The organism is Xenorhabdus szentirmaii DSM 16338 (genome assembly GCF_002632585.1).
Classification (GTDB): domain Bacteria; phylum Pseudomonadota; class Gammaproteobacteria; order Enterobacterales; family Enterobacteriaceae; genus Xenorhabdus; species Xenorhabdus szentirmaii.
Genome location: NZ_NIBV01000002.1, coordinates 1886400 through 1910735 on the forward strand (window position 1 = coordinate 1886400; position 24336 = coordinate 1910735).

Genomic DNA, 24336 nt, shown 5'->3' on the forward strand with positions numbered 1-24336 from the left:
CAAAAAATAAAAAGATATTATATAAGGCATTCATACTCTCAATGCAGATAAAAACCATTTCTTTATCCTACTTCAAGGAATTGCCATTTAATTGCGAAAATACCCGCCATAAAATAAATTATGCCGGGTAGTAAGGTGGGAAGAGATTTAAGGATAAGCAATATTCAGGGTTGCCGTTGCCACTGCCTTGCCCGCAGTAATGTGGTCTTGGGTCTGAATATAGCGTGCAGTGAAGGGAATGGAGTAATCACCTTCCCTGCTCATGCCAAGTTTGATGGGGGATTTAAATGCAATGGGCTGCCCCTGATGCAAAATTTGGAAACCCACCCCATTGGCGGAATGGGCATTTTGATCAAGATGCAACACATCATCAGAATGATTTGTTCCCATGGAATCCAGAACGATTTCGATGGGCATTCGGGTATTGCATACCAAATTAATCTCGAAATTTTTTTCCCCTACCGTACTGTTTACCCCTGAAAAAGACGCAACGCCAACCTGACCCATTGGCACAGAAATATTTTCTTTTTTCAGCGAACAGCTAGGTGCAATAAATCTCATTTCATTGATATATAAAGCATATATCATTTTCCCTTCTAATTTAGCCGTGATGATCCCCGTCGGCATCACGCCTGAGCCTGTCAGGGGTTTCGTTTTCACAAATTCAACTTTCGTTTCCCCCGACTGAGAATTAACCCGTATCCCCACTCCCGATATACCGGAATCATGAACATCATCGCTTCTGATATCCTGGGTCAAAGGGTAACCGCTGAATTCCCACTCTATTTTATTCAGAACATCACAAGCATATTGATTCATATCAATGGTCGCTACCGGATAAGAACCAATGACCTCTCCCACGCTGGCATCCTTGTGCACAAGGAATGTTCTGGATGAGAGCGATATCTTTTGCTCAACCACTCCAGGGCCAAAACGGCAAGATCCTGCCTGACTGTAGGCGCTAATCGCCAATCCCATAACTATCCCGGTCGCAGCCGACAATAATCGGTATTTTCCATAAACGATAAACATATCCGCCTGCTCCTATTCGCAATTCAGATTCAGCGTGTAAACACCAGATTGAGGTTTTTTTGGCGGCAGAATGTAATTGACCGTGCAGGTTTTCGTCTCCGACGAACCCCATTTGGCGTTTAGCCTTCCCTTGTCCGGTAGCGCCGTGAGATAAACCTGCCCTTCATTACTGACAATCGCGTCAGCTTTTTTATCAATCCCATTCAGTTGCTCTGGTGTCACTTTCGCGCCAAACGGCACCGGCTTACCCTGATGAGTCAGATACATCAACACCCTGTTTCCTTTTCGGGCCTGAAAATCAGCCAAAACAAGCGCCCCCTTTGTTGGTATAACAGACCGTGTATTCACATCAATATCAATATCATCAGAGAATGAATGTGGCTCTAATGCCACTCGGTTTTTACGATAATGACTGACATATGGCACAACCGCATGACCACTTCCGTCAGTCGCAATAGCCGCATTATTTGCAATCTTGATCCCTTCCGCTCCTTTTGCCCGTACCAACACCGCCGTTTCCCCCAATTCCTGAGATAACGTCACGCCATAAGGGTGAATAACCGCACTTCCGCTAATACCGTAATTTAATTGCCTGCTTTGATGTTGCTTACTGTGGAATTGATCGTTATAACTGACATAAATCTGACCATACGAACCTTTATATTCTCCCCGGATATTACTGCTCATGCCTTGACCTTGGTTGCCGTATCCCTGCTGTACAAAGTAAAAGAGGTTATTGTCCTCCAATGCCGTCCCCGCAAGACTGACCTGCTGTACAACCCGATTGTTTCTATTGATATTGATGCCATAACTTGCCCAGCTTTTTTTCAGCCAGCGATCAAGTGGAATATGAACCTTGAATGCAAACATTTGTTCATGTCCGGCAGAATGGGGGCGCAAATTATAGGAATAGTCCACCCCATAATTGATACCTTGGTGGCTAATGTTATAAGTGGCATTAATTGAGCGGTTATAACCTTTCTGAATCCAGTGATTTTGCTGTGATGCGATAATAGAAAGCTGTCCGAAATCCCCCAGGGTCTGGCTGACTTGCAATTGCAATTTGCTTTTTTCATTAGAATGTTCAAAAAGCTGGCCGGTGTATCCTATGCGGTTGGCTTCAGCAAAGTCATGAAAACCTTCTGTCAGATAACGATAATTCGTCAACAAGAAATAAGTGCCTGTCAGTGAAAAATTTTTCGCATATCGTATTCGATAGGCCTGCCCTGATGATTTTTGGTTTAATGGCAGATCTGTTCTGGCATAAGTCGCATCAAAAGAAACCGAACCTAAGTTGCCCAAATCCACGCCAGAACCCAACAAAGCAGAATAATAATCATGGGATAAGATTGTGCCGCCATAGGCTGTAAGCCGATTGTGCAAACCATATATTAACGTTCCCTGTGAAAAATAGGGCTTGCGGGTATTGCGGCTGATCGAACGGTAACGCCCCAGGGCGAGTGAATATCTGAGGCTTCCCTCACGTAACATTGTCGGTTCAACAGAAAATGGCTGAGTAAATTTTCTCTCGCGCCCATCGGCTTCTTTGATAACAATCTCTAAATCACCACTGGATATGGTGGGATAAAGATCTTTAATTTCAAATGCGCCCGGAGGAACATAAGTTTGGTAAATCACATAGCCATTCTGTTTTATTGTCACTTGTGCATTACTTTGGGCAATGCCACGTACAATCGGTGCAAACCCTTTCTGACTATCCGGCAGCATATTCTCATCAGATGCCAGTTGAACTCCACGGAACTCAATGCCATCAAATAAAGTACCGGATGTAAAATTATCCCCTAAAACTAACTGCCCCTTGAGAGAATGGATATCACGCTGCAAATAGGTGCTGATACTTTTCCATTGATGGCCTTGATCAGAATAAATGGCGTTATTGCGTAAACGCCAGGCCTGCCAGTTCGCTCCAGATTTCAGATTCAAATAATTATTCCGTGTCGTTTTCTGGTTATCAGACCAATTTGTTGCACCGTTATAGATGTAATTAAGCAAAAATGCATTGACTCCGTAATCCCATAATTCAGGAGAAACATAATCTTTAGGCTGATAAGACAAATCAGCCTGCGGAATACTGATATTCAACCGTTGCTGATTAAAATCAAAATCGGTACTGGCAGACGGAATATATTGACTGATATCCGTGATCACTGTTTCTGAAGGTAACGCTGCCAATGAAGGAATAGAATCAACCCTGACGCCCATTTCGCGCCACTGCCTGATGGTTATCTCTGGTTGTAACCGGCCATTTTTTAAAATAAAAACAATATTTTTTTTGTCTGTATTCCTTGTGTTTAAATAGATATCCACCCAGTATTTTCCGGGTAACTGATGACCCTCATTAAACGCTGAGAGATCAATATCCTCAGGCAGAATACCGCCGATTTTCAACGCATGGATATTGAACTTATTTTCTGCATTTGCTGTTAAATGATAAAAAAAATGCCCCGCAACAACGAATGCAAAAAATAAGAACCGACAACATCTACCACGATATACCCATTCGATAGATTTATACCTGATATGTTTTGACATATTTAAACTTATAAAAATAGAATTAAGTAAACCTATAAAAAAGACAAATGCCCTTATTAGACGTTAGACACCAATCTGGATATTTGCAGTCTCTGCCTGTGTTGTACCACCATAATCATTGATGACTTTCCAACTCACTTTTTTGGCATTTTTCAGTGGCAAAGGCCAGCTCATTTGACCAAAAGGTTTTATCATTCCTGCCTGTTTAATATCATGATCATCAACATTGAGAGAGGAAAATGAAATAAAATAAGGTGTCGGGTTTTCTGCTATCAATAACCCATTATTTTGCTTGAACTTAAGTAGCTTATGCGCAATGTCAGCATCCTTTTTAAGTTGATCTGGACGATAGAATAATTTCAGCTTTGAATTGACGACAATATACAACTGATTGGTATTTTCATTTAAATCAAATGACCCCGGAATTGTCTTGATATTGAGCCAAAGCAATGATTCCCTGTCCAAAGGCAAGTCATTGCCCACTCTCACAATACGTAGAATATTTTCGTTGTTAGCTGACAGTTTAAATAAAGGCGGTGTAACAATAAAAGGTGTTTTTGTTTTATTATTATCATCCTGAATCCAACTCTGAATTAAATAATCCACGTCTTTTTCAGGATTGCTGATCGAAATCGACACTTCTTTTTTGTTACTCAAATAGATAACTCGGGTTCCGCCAATAACAACACCGGCAATAGAAAAATTGCAACATAAAAAATATAAAAAAACAAAAGATAATATACGGTAACGAGACACGACTGTTTCTCCGCCAAAGATCATTGGCCATATTAAGTTGAATAACCTGAGCATCCCTGCTAGGTTTTTCTGATTTAAAAAATACTGAAAGATTAGTTATAAACCACAGTAAAATTAGTTACGGCATTTGCAGAGCCCGGTCCAACTTTATCTTTTGTTGCGACATATTTGGCAACAAATCTCAACTCTTGCTCCGCTCCCAGGTGAAGTGGGCTTTTGCTTGAATCTCCCGCGACAGAAACCCGGGTCTGAGTATCTTCTTCATAAATTCCAATGGCAACTCCCGTTGCGGCATTACTTACTTTAGTTAACGCCAAAAGCTCTCTGTTATGAGAATCACTCGGACCATCAAATCTAATTGTCACATTCTTTTCTTTCATCTCTGCTGGGCAATCAACCAATTTTATTTGGAATCTTCTTGGTGATGCAGTGTCATTTACCTTTTTAAATGCTCCCACACTAACCGCTTCCATATCCACAGTTTGATCAGCAGAGTCTCCATGAACCTTACAAGCATTCTGTATTACTTCTCCTTCAAATCTAATTACTCCATCCGCCGAATTTGCAGTGGCAGCAAATAAAGACGTTACAAAAAGAGAAGAAATAAGCAGCTTAGATTTCATTAAATTAAACCCCATTAGTCAATATATATAAAACATCCCTTCGCCTAATGACAGACGATAAGGAAAGCTAGTTAATTAATCGATAGACCGTTTCAACGTCAAATATCACGCATCTACAGCAGTTGCCTTTAAATTTAAAAAAACAAGTTTACGTCCCCTACGTGGCATGTAATGGGGTCGTTCTCGTTTCTTAAATAAGGCAAGATCATAATAGCGATAATATCGTATAGATCAACATAATGGTTTGTGTATTTTTCATATTCGGAACTTTATACTATTATTTTCCTAAATGTTTACTAAATGACATTATATGATGATGTAATTGATAGATATCATGCTAAAAAATCATAAATAAAAAAATAATATATAATTAGCATGCTAATAATTAGTGTCAATCATGACTTTTACTTTTGTTTTTTTAACCCAACTAAATGATCAATATAGTTATTTCATTGTCGCCATCAAATTTTAAAAGTAATTTTTTCCACAGGAATTCAGTGAAATAAGAATGGAATAAGCACAATGTAAATCGAGGTAATTAAATTGAATCAAAAAGGAAATGAGCAGAAATAACATTAATTGAGGATTAAATAGACAATATGACTGTCTATTAAAATTAAGAATAAGATTATAGTAATTATAAAAAAATTATTTTTCACATAAATAACGTATTCATATGCAATGCACTCTTTATTCATTCAAACTTTCAGGACAAGATTTCAGGCTGCATCTTTACCAAAAAATTGCAGCCTGAAAATCACTCATTCATCAATCCTGTTCGTGAGTAATGTTCGCAAACCTGCTGCCTTATTTTCTATTTCAATCCACTCTTGTTCCGGATCAGAACCAGAAACAATCCCCGCCCCTGCATATAGTGATAACAAGTCATTATTAATATGCGCACAACGCAGTGAAACCGCGAACTCACTCTCTTCCAGACATAAATATCCTGCCGAACCCGCATACCATTCACGGTTAAAAGGTTCATGTTCTGCCAAAAATTGCCGGGCAGCATCGCGGGGCAAACCCGCAACCGCCGCGGTTGGCTGCAAGCGACGCAGGCAATCACTATCACAGGCCTGTGTCAATACCCCATGAATGGGTCTGCGCAAATGCTGAACTTTCCTCAGGCGGATCACATCAGGAGGAGAAACATCCACGCGAGACACTCCTCCCTGCAAACGCTGACAAATATCATCCACAACAATCAAATTTTCATGCTGGTTCTTTTTATCTTCCAATAACCATTTCGCCAACGCTTCTGCCTGATGATCATCTTCAGAATTGACGACAGTACCGGCCAGCGCTTCAGTATAAAACTGCAATTTTTTCCGGTGATAAAGCCGCTCTGGTGTGGAAGCAACAAAAGCATGGTAAGGGCCAAAGGCAAGCATGAAATGATAACAACGATGATTGACCTGACGGCTGGTCGCCATAAATTGTGCGGCCTGCAAGGGTGAGTTTAATCTCAGCTCACTCTTCCTTGCCATGACAACTTTCTCCATTTTGTTCTGCTCAATAGCATCCAATGCGGTTTTCAACAGAATATTCCACTGTGCAGATTCCGGTATATGAGTGGCCTTCAAGATAGCTGTCTGCAAGGGTAAAAAAGAGTCGGGGGGCAAAAGCTGGTTGAGAAATTGGCAAGCGTTTTCAATGTCTGCTTTTCCATCAATATTAATGTATAAACGATTTTCCCCCTGATGGCGACGCATTTCCAATCTTGGCAAAAACAGATAACTTTCCCCGCCAATCACGTCTCCGTGCTGCGCCATGACAACTTTGTCCCATGCATTTAACCCCCACATACGCATTTGCGGAAATTGGCCATGTTGCCGCAGAAACTGCTCTGCATCAGTAACATTGCTGAATAACCGAATTTTTCCACAAGCAACGACTTCTTCATGGCCATCTCTATGCTGCCAATAAAATTGTGGGTAGTGCTGCTGGGTCGCGAGCCATTCTAACCAATGAGCATTGTTGCCCGCCGGTAATGCAAAGGAAAATGATTGGATGCCAACTTCGCTAATATTTTCTCGATTAAGATATTCGCATACATTAGCGATGATACCGGCAATGTGGTTCACTTCTTTCCCCATTAACAACTTGATAAAAAAACAGAATTATACGAGCCATTGAGAATTATGAAAGCACTTATGCCGTTCGCCTTTCAAGTTTGCGGCATTACTGCCTGTACTCCCTACGGTCAGCGTTTTCATTAACATACGCAATCTACACTCCCAGAAATATGTTCCCTCACTGCTGCACTGCACCTTGAGATCCAATGGGTATAAGAACCGATCCCAAGAAGCGGGGATCGTGGTCTGCAACAATACCCGCAATCGTTTTTCAAAAATGCTTTATCTCCGTTTTCTTCCGGGTAGGTAAGAGAAATTCCGCCTTAAGTTGTTCTGGGGTTATCATGAGAGGCTCATCAGGAATAATGAGATGACCCATCTTGCTTTTATTTGTTTTTATTTTCTTTTATTATTATCACCCTGTATTAATGTGATTAGAATATTCCCTACCGTATTTTCTGATAAAGAGACAGATGTCATCATCTATTCTCATCACCTTTCAAGTTGCTACTTTTTGTTGGCTGCATTTTTAAATCCATAGGACATGATTGTAAATCACCTTATATAACATTTTATTCAGTAAGATATAAAGGTCATTCACAAGATGATGGTCTGATTTAGCCTTCCTGAAATTAAACCGGCTCTGGGCAATATAAACAAATTATTCCATATATATTATTATGGGCGTTATTTAGGCTTATACCTTGTCATATTGAAAAATAGCAGCCCCCCATTTTAGCCCAGTAGAAATGGTACTCATAATAATATCATCACCGAGTTGAATATCGCCCTTATCAATCAGCATTTTCAATGAAATAAGCAAATCAGGGCATCCAATATGCCCCAACTCAGGGACCAAACTCAAATTACTTCTTTCTGGTACAATACCCATTTTTCTGCAAAGACTCTTAATACTTTGTTCACCTTCCAATGTTTGTAATAAGAATGGTGAGTTCAGAGGGCGATCAACTTGGGCCATAACTCTTTTAATAATTTTGATCGTGTTATCCTCGCGTAAGGCCAGAAATGCCTTTAGATCATCAGAGGTAAACTTATAAATATCCATGACTCGTTCACGGCCTAATTTGTCATGACGAACATCATATCCTTCTGGTCGCACAGGTTGGCAACCACCACCATACTCGATTCGCATCATATCAACATAGCGGCAATCGGACATGTCATCTCCGGCAAGGTAATGCAATGTCGGTGAAGATGTTTGCCAGTCATCAGAAGCAACAACAGCAACAGCAGCACCATCACTCAAAGCCGCATTCATCATACCAAATCTGTCTTGGTGCACCTCACTAACACGCTGAGCAACAACGACTAACCCCACTTTTCCGGGAGGCAGCCTTTTGGCCTGCGATGCGGCGTGGAACCAAACGCTGATGCTGCTCCCACATCCTTCAACCAAATTCACAGTACGAATGTCAGAACATTGCAGTTCTGCACCAACCTGACAGGAGAAGTCAATACCAATGTAATCTGGCACACCAGAATGCCCTGCTATAATAAAATGAATATCTTTAGTCTGAATCCCCGTACCGGAAAGTGCCTTATGTGCAGCTGCTGACGCCATTTCCCGAATACTGCTGGGATCAATCCAAAATTGGTTATAACCCGCATACTTTATGGTTTCTATCTGTACTTTATTAGGGTGTTCAACCTCGTTAATACATGCAGGCCGGGGTAAGTGATAACCTATATTTAAAATTTTCATTTTTGTTTTCAATTTCCTTAAATTACTCGCATTAATTCAATAATCGGTCCGGAACATAGGATGGATATTTAATCACTTTTGCATTTTATTAATCCAAATCGCCTGAGCTACGCTAATTGTAAATATTGTTGTGTCATCATAGATTCGAATTCCTCTTATCTCTAATACGAGCATGTTTCCAGGAAATATAGGCTCCAGTCTCTGTTCTTGGATCTAACTGTTCCACTAAATGTAGCCTGACTGGAACATTAAAATGTTCTTCCATCTGCTTTTGAATTTGAATAACTGAACGACCCCCAATATGAGCAATCATCGATATTTCCATCTCATCAGCACCTTTACTTGTTTCCAAAACTGTAACCTGATATCCCCAAACCCTTTCAGCAGCCATTAAAATAGTAGATTCGATTGATGAAGGCAGAATCAAGCGGCCACCAAGAGCCATGACATCATTAATTCGACCAAATACTTTCAAGCAACGGGACGGGCTACCACATCCGCAAGTTTCTGGTGATTGAAGGCGAGCTAAGTCACCTGTACGAAACCGAATTAATGGCTTAGCACCAGGTACTAGCATTGTTAGGCACAATTCTCCAACATCATCATCCAATCCGGAAACTGGGAGAATTTCTGCAAGATAATTTGTCTCTGAAAGATGTAGATTACCTTTTGAACAACCTGTCGCGATTGCATGTGCTTCTTGTGAACCATACAGGCCATGGGTACAGTGTGCATTCCAGATACGGGAAATATTCAAAAGCATTTCGGGCGTGCATAATTCTCCAAGAACAAAAATCTGCTCCACTGACGTTTTTTGAGGATCAATCCCAAGGCTGATATAAAGGCGGGCTAACGCAAGTGCGATTGCCGGAGAGCATATTAGTGAACGAACCCCAAGATCAGTAATCAGTCTGGACGCTTTATCCAAGCCAACTCGTGGGCTTTCTGGCCACAATCGTACAAAAGGAATGCCCAAATTCCTGCAAATCTCACCATAGGTATCCCCAAATGCATACAACTCTGATGGCCCCATAATAGCAGTAAGAGCGTGCATCGCACCGAACGTTGATTGATATATATCTGCGGTAGCTTTTTGAACATAGGCGCCACTCGTTTCAACATCAATTGATGCTCGCGGGCACGGTGTTGGCTGCCCAGTGGTTCCTGTCGTTTCATAATACATCGCTATTTCGTTGAACGGGACGCAGCAAACGGCCGTTCCTGCAGAACGAAGGTTATCTTTAGTCGTAAAAGGAATACCGTTAAGGCTCTTGAATAAACTCAAAGAACCTTTCCCGGTATCTAGATGCTTGCGATAAAATGATGAGTGTTCCGCGACGTACCTCAGTATTTCTTGTGCTCGTACCTCATTTTGTTGATGTAGGCACTGGGGTTTTATGTGCCCATTCAGGTATGCAGTAACATATTCAAGCCATTCCCGGTGTAATTGCTTATGAGTCATGGAAGACTCCTTTCTGCAATTTGTTCTGCACATTCACGGATAGACCCAGTCAGCATAATGCGCTCGAGTGGAATTGAGAGTTCAGGCCAGCACCCTAATTCTATTTTCATATGAATCAATGAATTACCTCCATTCCCTATAAATTTCAGCAAGTTGGGCTGAGCGTAAAAGTTTGTTGCCGTTCATCATCGGACAGATGCTAACACGTTGGCAAATTGCTATCGTGTGAAGTGCTGCCCAAACGTATAAGATTCCGCAATACAGGGTTTTCAAGAAACGAGTTCATCTCTATATGGATGCCATATTTATCAGCAAGATCGCCTACCATTATCATGGCCCGCAAGGAATCCCCACCCGTGCTGAAAAAATTAGATTCAAGAGTTGCGTTATCGCATCCAGTCCAACTCAGCCAGCAGGAATACAGCGTACTTTCAATTTCCGTACTTGGAGAGAAAATGGAATGTGCCATATCTGTCTCAACCGGAGATATCTTCAACGCACGGTAATCCACTTTACCATTTCGTCCTATTGGCAACACATCAACAATGATTTGATTTGGTTGAGCGGCGGGCTTTAGCCTCTTACCAAGATGCCTACGTACTGCATTTACAACGTCCATTCTTGACGCAATATCTGAGACAGGTTCAATAAATAGTACCAGGCTTGTTCCTGTATCGTTGGTGAAGCAAGTTGCCGCAGCTTTCGCCACGCCAGCGACTTCAAGCGCAGAGATCTCTATTTCTATTAGATCTACCCTATGCCCACGAATTTTCACTAATGAATCCGACCGTCCCAATATTTCGACAGTACCCTCCAAACTCATCCGTGCTCTATCCCCTGTGATGTATTGCAATGGTGAAGTTTTATCGAGTACGTTCGGATGGAAAGATTTCCTTGTATCTTCAATATTGAGGTAGCCTATAGAGAGAGTTTCTCCGGTAATCACTAATTCACCCACACAGTTGGCCGGAAGTTCTTGGCCTGTGCTATCAACTACATACATGTTTGCTCCCGCTACGGCTTTCCCTACAGAAGGCAACAATGTATGGCGTTGAACAGATGACAAATTTTCAATTGAAACCACCGCAGCTTCCGCAGAACCATAAACATTTAGGACTTGGTAGCTTAGATTGGCAGGGGGCCATTGCTTACACCTCTCACCAGCAATCAGCATTGTGTGCAGGTTTGTTTGCCATTCCCCCCTAAAGAACGCTTCAGCAATAGATGTCATGACTAGTGTATGTGTAACATTGTTCTTTATAAGCCAAAGCGCTAGCAGCCTTATATCCTGTAAGGTTTCAGGGGGAGGGATATATACTGTTCCACCTGCATGCAGTACTGGGAGAGGGTCAACTTCAACCATTCCATACCCCGGTGATGTCAGCCATGTTCCTCGTGAACTTTCCCCCAGCCCAGCATATTTGGTTATTGCCTCAAGTGTGGCAGCCATCCCGCGATAAGATAAACAAGCCGCTTTAGGTTGACCTGTCGTCCCTGAGGTACCAGCAATGAAGCATTCCGCATTGGTTGTTTCCATCCAATGACCATATTCCCAATCAACCTGCGGTACTTGTATATCTTCTCTACCTATTTCCAATATAGGGCGGCTTGTAAGATCGCGTACCCTGTCTGTCATGCCGCCAATAGTCAGCACAGCGTCGGGGCAACATTCCTGAAGAAAGTGATAGATCAAATCATCAGGGTTGGCAGGATCGATCAGCACACAAGTTCCCCCCATCCTCTGGACAGCGACAATTGAAACCAGATGTTGCCAACCTCGCTCCAGAAAAAGCGCAAGCCGCGGATGTAAACATTGAGGAGATACCTGCTCGCGTATCTGTTGCATCAGCACACTGGAATGATCCCAAAGTCCGGCATAGCTCAAATTCTTACCATTATTATCATCGACGATTGCCAGAGCTAATGGCCTCACCTGAACATGGAGGAATATATTTTTTATTAATGAGTTACGTTCATTGAATTCACATTTCAGATGCTTAGGCAGTGTTTCAGGCATAGGAAGAGCCGTAGGGTTCAAGATCCGCGCACCTACAAAAAGTATAATTTTTCGTAAATGTTCACGGGCAGCTTGATCAATACAATCTTTCCTCACAGACAATATGCACCTATCTCTCTTTGCCACAATCCAAACCAATGATTCCAAAGGCGGAGAATTTTGACCATCAGTTACCTCAATATCAGCATGAGGCGGAACATTGGGTTGTGTTAGCCCTGCTATTTCACGCAACTGGGCAATATGGGTATGAATATCATCAACTTCACAGAGTTCTTTCGTATCAATATCAAGATAATTTACTGAAACACCAGAGTATATCCCTATCGTTATTTTTCCTTCAGTACTCAGTAAAGAACCCATCATTGCAGCAATAACGATAAGGTTATCGACAGATGCAGTGAGTCCATCAGGTAAAATAATTTCCTCTTCTATTCGTTCAACCGATGTTGGCTGCTCTGTGGAATGACATTCAAAAGCATCCCATATTGTCCGGGCAGTATATGGAAATCGCCCAAATTGATTTTTACCTAACTGTTTATTATTCCCAGGTGCAGCCAACATCGTCTGATTCTTCATATCACCCAACCTTATACTTTATTATTATCTAGCGCATATCGAGCTTTGATGGGACGTAGAATTCACCCTTCTCATCCATACGATGGCGCTCTCCAGGTTCGAGAACCTGAAGCGCTTTTTGTCCTGTCAGATGTTCGTATTCACGTATAAGACGAGTCATCGATACCATACGGTCAAGCATCCGACGTAGCATCTCCATGCCTTCTTGATCTCTAAGCACTTCCCCTTTTTTGTCACCCATCAAGATAGCGGGAAAACCATACCCAACTAAAATCATTCGATTTAAAAGCGCGCATTGGAGCATCTGGTTGTATACTTCAACATGTCCCATTCTCCGCCCTGTAACCATTACCCCCGCTACCTTGTTGGTGAGTGTTCGGTTATGCCGCAAAAAACCCGTACCAACCCGCTCCAGAAAAGCTGACATTAAAGGTGTTGCCCCAAATCCATGTACTGCACAGGCGAAAATCACGCCGTCACTGGCTTCCATGAGGTGGATTGCACGTGCTGCATCATCATTCTGGATGCATGGTTCATTACGAAAATTACAATCTCCGCACGCTCCACATGGTTCAATCTTAAATTTAGCTAAAGAGAAAATATCCAGAATAACGTCTTGCTTTTCCAGATAATACTTTGACCATTCCAAAGCGTGTGCATTGTTTCCATCTACACGCTCTGATCCATTAATAGCGACATATCTGATTTTATTTGTCATATTTTTCCCAAAATGTCTAATTAACCCAAATCAGAATCGATATAACATTTCCTCAGTCGGCATCAATTAGTCAGTTATTTAACATTCCACCCCGAAAAAATAAAGTAATGAAAGCCACCAAGATTAAGAGAACATGATTATTAAAAATGTATTGTTCAGCGATTGGCTTGCATTCTTTATTGCTATTAAAATAAAAAATAATTTCTTATATGCTGAAAGCCCGCACATAAAATCTGATGTTTATTAGAATCTTATTTTTTAAACTTTTGAAATTGTCAACATATGGGAAAATAATCACCCTTCAATATGTTAAACTACACCTGCGACACAGTACGTGATGCATAATTACCACCACACTATTGTAAATTTATTTGGTTTATCGGGAGGCATTACTCTGAAGGATATAAATATTACAACTAAAAAATTTTTACAAGTATAATTTTACAAAAGTTTGAGAACTCACTAACTCCATCAATAGTAGTCATTTTTCACATCCAGTGCTTACTTTCCCCACGAGATGCACGGGTAAGCAATATCTCCATCATTTTTAACAAGCATTTATAATCATTCAATTAAATATCTATATCAAAGTGATAATAACAATATAAAATAACCACAAAAAAGTGACACCTCCTAATTAAGTTTATTTTATAAAAATAAATGCGATTATAATTATCATGATATATACCCATCATTTTAATAACGTGAATTACAAGTAACTTACTAGTTATTATCTCATAGTTACAAACATCACCTCATTATATTATAACCCATAATATTATTTCCACTTTAAAACAGATTTTATTATTCATCAGGATATACATTTCTGCAAAATTCCAAATTAATAATTAAGGTTCATGGCTCCAACGCCCGGGAGAAAACGGGCCAGTGGCTTATTTAGGCACGAGTTTTTTAAATACCTCATCAAGTGTTCAATCGAATTTTTGACAATAACTTACGTAGCTCCGCTACACTCAGGACTACCTGCCCCTCCGGCGTACTTCGTAATGAGCTAAACCGCATTCCCCTTTCGTTTCCTCAAAACCACTTTCAATTAAAACACAGATACTTAAATTAATTAAATTAGTTCGATCACGTTAGTTTATTTTCCAGCAGAATATAAAACAGCAACAACATCTATAAACGAAAGCAACTCAGCTTCCAATTATAAGTTCGGGTAAATCAAAAGGCCCATTAATTATGGGCCATTATGGCAATGAAAAACATTTACACTCAGCTTAAATATTTTTTATTGAAAATAGTGCAGATGCAAATATCTGGTTTTTTATTTTTTCATAAAAATGGAACAAAAACATAAAACACATTGATTTATATAGACAAAATATAAAACCAGATCAAAAAAATCATCATTTGAAATTATTATAAATAATCATAATGACAATTATGAATCAAATAAAGGCAATGACTCTCAAAAAATTACCCATTGATATAAATTCACGTAATACGTATTATTCCGCCTCTTCAAAAATGAATAAATTAAAAATTTTCCTTAATTTAAATTTAAGGTAATTCCATCTGGTTTAGCTGCTTGTAAAATTAATCAGTAGTATAAAAAGGGGATGCCGTGCCATATCTTTATTTCCGGCCGATGCGCTATCATAGATATCGGTATAAATTGTTATCGTTATTTATATCATTAAGTTGTTTAGTGACCACAGAAGCCGCACAGGCAAATTATGATGAACTCATTCAACAAGCCAGAAACGGTAATGTGGTTCCCATGCTTGAATACATCCGCAAGGAAGAGAAACAGCGTCATCTTTCTTCCCCGCAAATTGCCGATTGGCTACAAGTGGCAAGCTGGGCCGGACATGATGATGAAGTGATTTCCCTCTGGCAGCGTTACCATTCAGCAGCCTTACCCGCGAGAGGAATTACGGCGGTGGCTCGCGCCTATCGTAACCAGCTTCAATGGCCTGAGGCCATTCAATTGTGGCGCACCGCCCTGGCGCTCGAAAAACAAAACGATGATATACAAGCCGGCCTCATCATGACTCTCGCGGATGCAAGGCAAGACAGGGAAGCACAGCGTCTGGCAAAGCATTTATTGGCCCAGGAACCCAATGCCGCGAATTACCGGCTGATGGCCTATGTGGATCAGGAAGCTGGGCGTACATGGGATGCGGTGCAAATTCTCTCAACCGCCCACAAGCGATTCCCCGATGACAAAAAAGTGGCGCAGGATTATTTGCTTATCCTGAGAAAAAATCGTCTCAATGGCCCGGCATGGCATTTGGCGCAACAAATCATCTTGTCGGATAAGGAGCTGTTATCCCCTGAGCAATTGCGCGCTCTGGAAGTTGATGCCGCAGCAGAATTGGTCCGCCTGTCAATGATCCCGAATCGCAGCGAAAAAGAACGGTTTGATATTGCTGACAAGGCACTGGCACGTTATGGGAACATGCTCAGTCAATGGCGTTCACGTCCCGATGCCCTGCAAGATTACCAACGAGCACGCATTGATCGCCTCGGTGCTTTACTCTCCCGCTATCACATGCAGGCAGTTATTGATGAGTATCATCTCCTGCAACATGAAGCTAACCTGAATATTCCTGCGTATGCGCAAAAGTGGGCAGCATCAGCTTACCTGTATCTGCAACAGCCCGATAAAGCACGTGATATCTTGCGCTCCCTGAATTATTCCGGCGGGTATCCCGATAAAAAAGCAGCTTCAGACCATATTCCGCCCGAAGATGATATGGTTCTTTTCTATGCTGATGTGGAGAGTGAACATCTGGACGAAGCGCTGGATTTTGCGACCCACCTCAAACAACGCCATCCCTACATGCTCAATATTTTTGGCTCCCCTGTTCCTGAGCCTAATGATAGTTGGTTGCAAGCACAGCAATTTTTAGCTGAAGCCATGCAATTGCGCGAAGATCTTCCTGAAGCCGAAAAGCATTTCACCCATATGGCCCGCACGGCTCCCGGCCATCTGAACTCACGCATTGACCTCGCCGCGCTCTGGTTAGATCGCGGCTGGTTACGCCGGTCAGAAAGCGAACTAAAACAGATAGAAAGTTTAGATCCCCGCAATATTTCATTGGAAGTTCAACAAGGTCATACCGCCCTCGCACTGCAAGAATGGCATCAAATGGATTTGCTGGCTGGTGATGTCATTACCCGAGCGCCTGAAAATAAACTCGCCGAACGCTTTAACCGTCTGCGCAATGTTCATCATATGTCCGAATTGCGTATTAAGGCTAATCAGGGCATTGATTCTGACAGCCCCCAAAGCGGTAAGCGCAGTTCAGATATTGATGTCGTGATCTATAGCCCGCCTATTGATAATAATTGGCGCTTATTTGCGGGAGGAACTTACAACCGCGGACAATTTGCAGAAGGTCAGGGACTGAACCGTGCCCTGCGCGGAGGGATAGAGTGGCGTTCACGCGATTTCTGGCTGGAAGGAGAGGTTTCAGCTCATGATTATCGTTACGGTGGAAAAGTCGGTCTGCGGGTTGCCGGATGGCATGATTTCAATGATCAATGGCGTCTGGGCGGCTCGGCAGAACGTCTCACCCGTAATACGCCCCTGCGGGCACTGACCAACAATATCCATGCCAATGGCGGACAAATTTATGCTCGCTGGCGACAGAGCGAACGCAGCCAATGGACAGCCCATTTCTCCCCCACATTTTTTTCCGATGGCAACCACCGGTTTGAGTATGGCATTGATGGGATGCAACGCCTGTATACCAGCCCGTACCTGAAACTTGATGCAACACTGGAGCTGGGCACAAGCCACAATAACAAGCAGACGAATATACCTTATTTCAATCCCGAAAAAGAGTTTACGTTTCTGCCAAAACTAGAAGCTGATCACATTATGTACCGGCATTATCAAACTGTCTGGAGCCAGCAATTTTTGGCGGGAGCCGGACAATATTGGCAGCATGGTTATGGCAGCGGTTTGATCACATTGCTGGGATATGGTCAACGCATTAAATGGAATGATGTCATTGATGCCGGCGTTCAAATTACGCTGGATAAACGTCCTTATGATGGTAAGCGGGAAAGTAATCTGCAAGCTGCCTTTGACTTAACTTATCGATTCTAAAGGTTTTTTATGACGTGCACTATTTTTCGCCATAGGTTGATGATGCCTGCATTACTGATTAATCTACTTATTCTCCAACTGGTTATTGCGGGGCTGGGTGTAACGGCACACGCAGGAAAACCTGAATTTATTCCGCCGGCACAGCGCCCTCTTGCCATGAATGAGCGCCCTTGGCCACACAATGGTTATGTGGTTCTGGCTTACCATGATGTGGAAGATGATGGGGCAGACCAACGTTTTATGTCTGTCCGCACCAGCGCATTGAACGATCAATTTGCATGGTTGCGGGAAAATGGTTATCAGCCTGTCACCGTTGATCAAATCCTCACCGCCAATCAGGGCGGGCTCCCTTTGCCCCCCAAAGCCGTGTTGCTGACTTTCGATGATGGTTATAGCAGTTTTTACCACCGTGTATTTCCCTTGCTCAAAGCCTACGACTGGCCTGCCATTCTGGCACCTGTGGGCATTTGGGTCGATGAGCCTGCCGGAAAGCCCGTCAATTTTGGTGGCTTGATGGTATCACGGGAGCGTTTCACTACTTGGGAACAGATTGCTGAAATGTCCCGCTCCGGTTTAGTGGAAATTGCCTCCCATACTTATCAGCATCATTATGGTGCCATTGGCAATCCACAGGGAAATACAGAGCCTGCCGCCGCAATTCGCATTTATGATCCGAAGACAGGTAACTATGAAAGTGATCAGGCGTTTCGTCAGCGGATGGAAAAAGACATCGCCACAATCACCCAAAGGATAGTCACTGCGACAGGCAAGCAACCACGCGTCTGGATTTGGCCTTATGGAATAGACAGTGGTGTTACGCTGGAAATAGCCAAACGTTACGGCTACAAAATGGCGCTGACACTGGATGATGGGCTGGCAAATGCCGGCAATCTGGACAATGTTCCCCGTATTCTGCTCACCAATAACCCCTCTCTGAAAAAGTTTGCCGAGCAGGTCACTCAGGTACAGAATAAAAATATTCTGCGGGTTGTGCATGTTGATCTCGACTATGTTTATGACCCCGATCCTGTCCAACAGGCCCGCAATCTCGACAAACTCGTCCAACGCATCGCCGATCTCAGGGTCAATGCTGTTTTCCTCCAGGCTTTTGCTGATCCAAAAGGTGACGGAAATATCCATGAACTTTACTTTCCCAACCGCTGGCTGCCAATGCGGGCCGATTTATTTAATCGCGTCTCTTGGCAACTGCACAGCCGATTGAATATTGATATTTATGCATGGATGCCGGTTCTGGCCTTTGAATTGGATCCGTCACACCCACGGGTGATGAGCTATGACATGGGCAGTGGTAAGCCATTTATCAACCCGACCCAATACCGCCGTCTTTCTCCTTACAACGCCGGGAACCGGCAAAAAATAAAAGAGATCTATCAAGATCTCGCTGCTCATGCCATTTTTCAGGGCATTCTGTATCACGATGATGCCGTTATGTCAGATTTTGAAGATGCCGGCCCGGATGCCATAAAAGCCTATCAGGCGGCGGGGTTATCATCTTCCATTGCGGCCATCCGTCAGGACCCGGAACAATTTGCCCGTTGGACACGTTTCAAGAGCCTGTTTTTGATAGATTTCACCCACGAATTAACTCAAGAACTCAAATCAGTACGCGGTTATCAAATCAAAACCGCACGCAATATTTTTGCCATGCCGATCCTGGAGCCATACAGCGAAGAGTGGTTTGCCCAAAATTTGGATGATTTCCTGACCCATTACGACTGGGTTGCACCCATGGCGATGCCTTTAATGGAAAATGTTCCTCTCTCAAAAAGCAATCAATGGCTGTCTCATTTAGTCAAAACCGTTGCTCAACGCCCACAGGCTTTGGAGAAAACTGTCTTTGAGCTTCAGAGTGTAGACTGGCGCAAGCCGGTTAATAAAAGAGCAATGGCAGGGAATCAGATAGCCGAATGGATGCGCCAGTTACAACTTAACGGCGCCCAAAATTTTGGTTACTACCCTGATGATTTTTTGAATAACCAACCAGAAATGAACGAAATTCGCCCTGTTCTTTCCCCAGAATGGTATCCGCTCAATGATTAATCGTATTCTCGCATTTGCTGTGCTCTGCCTTGTACTGAGTATTCCTCTCAGCATCGCTGTGATTTTTACCGGTGAGGTCATGCTGAACTTTGTTTTTTTCTGGCCTTTGTTCATGTCAGCCATCTGGATTTCAGGAGGGATTTATTTTTGGTTTTATCGGGAAAGACACTGGAAAATCAACGAGGCAGAAACGCCACAACTTGACGGCAACCCTCTGATTTCTATTTTGGTGCCCTGTTATAACGAAGGGCCAAACGTGCGTGAAACATTGCAGGCGGCATTGAGCCAACGCTACCCCAATATCGAGGTTATCGCTATCAACGATGGTTCGACGGACAGCACCGGGAATGAACTGAATGCCATGGCAACGCAGCATCAGAATTTGCGGGTCATTCATCTGAAACAAAATCAGGGTAAGGCCATGGCTCTCCAAGCGGGTGCAGCAGCGGCCAACAGTGATTATCTGGTCTGTATTGATGGTGACGCCTTACTTGATCCTGATGCTGCCGTCTGGTTGGTCAAGCCTATGCTTGATCATCCGCGAGTGGGTGCTGTGACAGGCAATCCCCGCATTCGCACGCGTTCCACTTTAATTGGTCGAATTCAGGTAGGCGAATTTTCCTCCATTATTGGTCTTATTAAACGCACTCAACGGGTTTATGGCCAGGTGTTTACTGTCTCCGGCGTGGTTGCTGCTTTCAATCGCAGAGCACTTGCCGATGTCGGATACTGGAGCAACGATATGATCACAGAAGATATCGATGTGAGTTGGAAACTCCAGTTGCATCACTGGTCTATCTTCTTCGAACCCCGTGCCGTTTGCTGGATACTCATGCCGGAAACATTGCGGGGGCTTTGGAAACAAAGGCTGCGATGGGCACAAGGCGGTGCTGAAGTTTTCCTGAAAAATCTGCGCAAGATATGGTCATGGCGATATCGCCGCATGTGGGTACTGTTTGCGGAGTTTTGCTGCTCGGTTATCTGGTCATTCACGTTTGCCCTTTCCATCATTTTATTTTTTCTGAACATGTTGATCACATTACCGGAGAGCATACGTATTTATACATTATTTCCCCCCGGATATACCGGATTGGTGTTGGCTATTACCTGCCTGCTTCAATTTACCACGAGCCTGATCATTGAACGGCGCTATGAAAAACAGGTTGCCTCATCACTTTTCTGGGTGATTTGGTATCCAATGGTGTACTGGATGCTGAATCTATTTACGACATTGGTTTCTTTTCCCAAAGTCATGCTCCGGGTACGTAAAAAACGCGCTCGCTGGGAAAGCCCGGACAGAGGAATAGAAAGAATAGAGAAGATAGAGAAAACAGAATGAACAGAGAGAATAGAATGATGAAAGAACCGTTGATTTTCACTGAGCAAAGACGTATCCCCCGCCTGATTGATATCGTACTGACCCTCCTGATCTGGAGTGGTTTTATCTATTTATTCGCGGCAGGATTGGCCAATCATCCCCATATTGGCCCTAAATTTCTACCTTCAGATTTCACAGCAGAGATGAACGCCATCACGCTTTATATTGCAATCGCAGCATTTAATGCGCTCCTATTGATTGGCTGGGCCAAATATAATCAGTACCGGTTTCAAGTTGAACGCCGTCGACACCGCCCTGCTTTAACTCATGCTGAAGTGGCTAAAAGTTTTATCCTGAAACAAGATTTATTAGATGTCTTAAGACAAAGTAAAGTTTCCAGTATCACTTATGACAATCATGGACATATAATAGATATCAATGAAAGCAAGCCTGAATATAGATAATAATCTATTTATTACCTATGATTAACATATCATAAAGAGATTACTTAATTTAAAATTATTAAATTTGTTATAATTTAATTCCATAACCTATCCTGTCATTTCCGTCATGATAAGGTAGGTTCTATACACTATTGCCTACTTTAATATGACAGGAAAATACAGGGACTCGTTATGCAAATGATTGAACGGATTCATCATATTTGTAAACGTAGTATTTATGAACACAGCGCTTATGAACACACTATTCATAAGTGCAGTATTTGTGAGCGCAATATTTGTAAACGTAAGATTTTCAGACATTGTATATCCAGATTATTTCTATGGGTATTGGTAACCTTCTGCTTGAGCATCGTGATATGCAATTCAGTCGCCATGGCGATACCTGATGCCAATAAAACACAAAAGCCCAATGAAAATGTTATACGAGTTGTATCCGGGATTATCAGCTATACACACTGGCCTGTTACACGTACTACCTTGCGTTTATGTCTGGTTCCGCCATCCGATTACATTAACGTTTTAACGCATCTAAATATGATTTCTGATCACACCGAATTACAAATAGAAACCTTGGATTTCAACATAGAGCAATTAATAGAAAAGTGTGACGTTATTTACTATGGTCAAGTTGATCCACAACTCCAACAACAGGTCATCAGCCAAAAAAATAATAAGCCACTGCTCACGATTGCGGAAAATAATCCACGTTGCGAAATAGGCAGTGCATTTTGCCTCAATATTGATAGCACTCAGGCAACATTCAGCTTAAATTTTGATATTCTGGCGCGCAGTGGTGTGCGGGTACATCCGAATGTGCTTCAACTGGCTCGAAAGGTGGAATAATCGTATGAAAAAGCGTTATTCACTGATGCCAACACGCCCTACGTTACGCCAGGCTTTTCATCGGATCCATTTGATTATCACATTCATCATATTATCTGTGGTGGGGTTATTTTTATCTCTGCTGGCCCTATTTGCCATGCAAAAATACGCTGAAAATAACCTGAAATTAATTTCTACAACCATCGCCCATACAGCGCAGGCAGCCGTTGTTTTTCAGGACAAAACAGCCACCACTGAAATATTGGAAATGATTGCCGTTCATGATGGTTTCACTGAAGCCAAAATTTTTGATGCCAAAAATCAGATCTTGGCGAGTTGGCAGGCTAGTCAAGAACCCCGGACAGGTAATTTTAAGAGATTGGTTGAGCACTGGCTTTTCCCTGAACCTCTGATCTTGCCCATTTACCATCACCAACAAAAAGTAGGCTCAGTCTGGTTAGTAGGCAACAGCGATCACATTATCAAATTTATTTATCAGGCTCTGTTGGTACTGTTCATTTGCCTATTGCTCAGTGCTGTTATTTCACTTTATCTTTCCCTTCGCATGCATGACGGGATAGTCAGGGCATTGCAAAACATAACCGTCGTTGCCCATGACGTCCGGCAGCGTCGTGCATTTTCACGTCGTGTTCCCTCCGCCCATATCTCAGAACTGCACGAATTAAGTCAGGTTTTTAATCACCTCCTCGAAGAGCTGGAAGAGTGGCAACGCCACTTGCAGACAGAAAAAGCAGTTTTAACCTGGCAGGCACAACATGATTCTCTAACGGGTTTACCCAACCGGGCAACATTTGAGCGGGTTCTTTCAACTGTCATGGGTGATAAGTTCATGCGTGAAAGTGCGGCGATATTATTTATCGACGGGAACAGACTGAAATATGTCAATGATGTGTACGGGCATGCTGCGGGCGATCACGTTCTTGTTACCATTGCCGCCACCTTAAAAAGGAGAGTCAGAAAAACTGATACTGTTGCCCGGCTTGGCGGGGATGAATTTGCCATCTTGCTGCCTTCAGCCAATCTGGAAGACGCGGAACGCGTTGCTAAAAATATTATCCATGCAATGGATACCCCTATCCTGCTTCCCAACGGCCAGCATTTGCGGATTACTCTCAGTATTGGCATTGCCCTGTCCAACGGTGATTTAACGGCGGAACAACTGTTATCTGAAGCTGACTCAGCCATGTACCACATTAAGCAACGGGGTGGAGGCTGGTACTCAGCGAATACAACAAAACTAAACTATTGATTAAGGAATTCACCATGCGTAAAAACCGTTCTTTTATATTCATTATTTGTGCGTTCATTGGCGCCCTTTTTCTCAGTGCCTGCCAGAATAAAAACAGCCTGAGCGCGGCACAAATCGCAGTTCTGAAACAACAGGGGTTCAAACAAACTGATGAAGGCTGGCTATTTGGCATGTCAGAAAAAGTCCTGTTTGGCAATAATCAATCACATTTACGCCCGGAAGGCGAAGTTAAACTGAAAGAACTGGCAAATGTACTGACCAAAGCAGGCATCCATCACGCACGCCTTGATGGTCATACTGACAACTATGGTGAAGTGGGTTACAACAATCAGCTATCTCTCAAACGCGCCAATACCGTTGCAGATGCCCTGACACAAGGTGGAATGCAGCACCGGGGCCTGACAACGCGAGGGTTGGGGCCAAGCCAGCCGATCGCCGATAACAAAAGCTCAAAAGGACGGGCAGAAAACCGTCGGGTTGCTATTGTGATAACAGCCCCCTAAAGCAATGAAGCAGCTTAAAAGCCAATAACCCAAATTGAATGTCACGTTATTCATTACACACCATTTGATAATATATTGATATAAATAGAAATAATAATTTATTCTCCTCGCCAGGGATGGCTGCCATATTTTTTTTATTTCATACCTTTCACTCATCGCAAAATTTTTGCTCAAATCTTACGATATCATCATATAGTTATTTCCTGTCTCCAATGTCTTCCTGTAATATAGCCAAGTTGCTCTATCAAAAAAGCATCATTTTTTGTAACCGAAAAGTTA

The 24336-nt window shown here is 42.6% G+C and carries 16 protein-coding genes; 7 read left to right on the top strand and 9 right to left on the bottom strand.

Annotated features, from left to right (window positions below; translation table 11 throughout):
• Window positions 1–147: 147 nt before the first annotated feature.
• From Xsze_RS17910 to Xsze_RS17950, 9 genes are all read right to left on the bottom strand, one after another.
• On the bottom strand, window positions 148–1032 hold the full coding sequence (locus Xsze_RS17910) for a fimbrial protein (RefSeq protein ID WP_038235717.1): 885 nt from the start codon (window positions 1030–1032) through the stop codon (window positions 148–150).
• 12 nt (window positions 1033–1044) lie between these two features.
• Entirely contained in the window at window positions 1045–3585 is a 2541-nt protein-coding gene (locus tag Xsze_RS17915; protein WP_038235715.1) for a fimbria/pilus outer membrane usher protein, read from the bottom strand.
• A 63-nt stretch (window positions 3586–3648) separates the two neighbouring features.
• Window positions 3649–4341, bottom strand: coding sequence for a fimbrial biogenesis chaperone (locus Xsze_RS17920; RefSeq protein ID WP_099139162.1), 693 nt, complete (start codon window positions 4339–4341; stop codon window positions 3649–3651).
• A gap of 92 nt (window positions 4342–4433) precedes the next feature.
• The gene (locus Xsze_RS17925) at window positions 4434–4964 is read right to left on the bottom strand and encodes a fimbrial protein (RefSeq protein ID WP_038235825.1); all 531 of its coding nucleotides are present in this window, start codon (window positions 4962–4964) and stop codon (window positions 4434–4436) included.
• A gap of 761 nt (window positions 4965–5725) precedes the next feature.
• Entirely contained in the window at window positions 5726–7051 is a 1326-nt protein-coding gene (gene menF, locus Xsze_RS17930; protein WP_244431758.1) for an isochorismate synthase MenF, read from the bottom strand.
• 688 nt (window positions 7052–7739) lie between these two features.
• Complete coding sequence (locus Xsze_RS17935; RefSeq protein ID WP_038235710.1) at window positions 7740–8765, bottom strand: 3-oxoacyl-[acyl-carrier-protein] synthase III C-terminal domain-containing protein; 1026 nt, start codon at window positions 8763–8765, stop codon at window positions 7740–7742.
• A 136-nt stretch (window positions 8766–8901) separates the two neighbouring features.
• On the bottom strand, window positions 8902–10227 hold the full coding sequence (locus Xsze_RS17940) for a phenylacetate--CoA ligase family protein (protein WP_038235707.1): 1326 nt from the start codon (window positions 10225–10227) through the stop codon (window positions 8902–8904).
• Between the two features lie 199 nt (window positions 10228–10426).
• Window positions 10427–12820, bottom strand: coding sequence for a non-ribosomal peptide synthetase (locus tag Xsze_RS17945; protein WP_051462320.1), 2394 nt, complete (start codon window positions 12818–12820; stop codon window positions 10427–10429).
• A 28-nt stretch (window positions 12821–12848) separates the two neighbouring features.
• Window positions 12849–13538 (bottom strand): flavodoxin family protein, encoded by a 690-nt coding sequence (locus tag Xsze_RS17950; RefSeq protein WP_038235705.1) that lies wholly within the window; start codon window positions 13536–13538, stop codon window positions 12849–12851.
• A gap of 1609 nt (window positions 13539–15147) precedes the next feature.
• Here Xsze_RS17950 and pgaA point away from each other — a divergent pair.
• The 7 genes from pgaA (at window position 15148) to yfiB (ending at window position 24057) form a co-directional block, all read left to right on the top strand.
• Complete coding sequence (pgaA, locus tag Xsze_RS17955) at window positions 15148–17619, top strand: poly-beta-1,6 N-acetyl-D-glucosamine export porin PgaA (protein ID WP_099139153.1); 2472 nt, start codon at window positions 15148–15150, stop codon at window positions 17617–17619.
• A gap of 9 nt (window positions 17620–17628) precedes the next feature.
• Complete coding sequence (gene pgaB, locus Xsze_RS17960; RefSeq protein WP_038241187.1) at window positions 17629–19680, top strand: poly-beta-1,6-N-acetyl-D-glucosamine N-deacetylase PgaB; 2052 nt, start codon at window positions 17629–17631, stop codon at window positions 19678–19680.
• The gene (gene pgaC / locus Xsze_RS17965; RefSeq protein WP_038241185.1) at window positions 19673–21019 is read left to right on the top strand and encodes a poly-beta-1,6-N-acetyl-D-glucosamine synthase; all 1347 of its coding nucleotides are present in this window, start codon (window positions 19673–19675) and stop codon (window positions 21017–21019) included. Before pgaB ends, pgaC begins: the two co-directional genes overlap by 8 nt.
• A gap of 17 nt (window positions 21020–21036) precedes the next feature.
• Entirely contained in the window at window positions 21037–21462 is a 426-nt protein-coding gene (pgaD, locus tag Xsze_RS17970; RefSeq protein WP_038241196.1) for a poly-beta-1,6-N-acetyl-D-glucosamine biosynthesis protein PgaD, read from the top strand.
• Window positions 21463–21813: 351 nt separating this feature from the next.
• Complete coding sequence (gene yfiR, locus Xsze_RS17975) at window positions 21814–22305, top strand: regulatory sequestration protein YfiR (protein ID WP_244431860.1); 492 nt, start codon at window positions 21814–21816, stop codon at window positions 22303–22305.
• A gap of 4 nt (window positions 22306–22309) precedes the next feature.
• Window positions 22310–23554 (top strand): diguanylate cyclase DgcN/YfiN, encoded by a 1245-nt coding sequence (gene dgcN / locus Xsze_RS17980; RefSeq protein WP_038241181.1) that lies wholly within the window; start codon window positions 22310–22312, stop codon window positions 23552–23554.
• Window positions 23555–23568: 14 nt separating this feature from the next.
• Window positions 23569–24057, top strand: coding sequence for an outer membrane lipoprotein YfiB (gene yfiB, locus Xsze_RS17985; RefSeq protein WP_038241179.1), 489 nt, complete (start codon window positions 23569–23571; stop codon window positions 24055–24057).
• Window positions 24058–24336 lie beyond the last annotated feature (279 nt).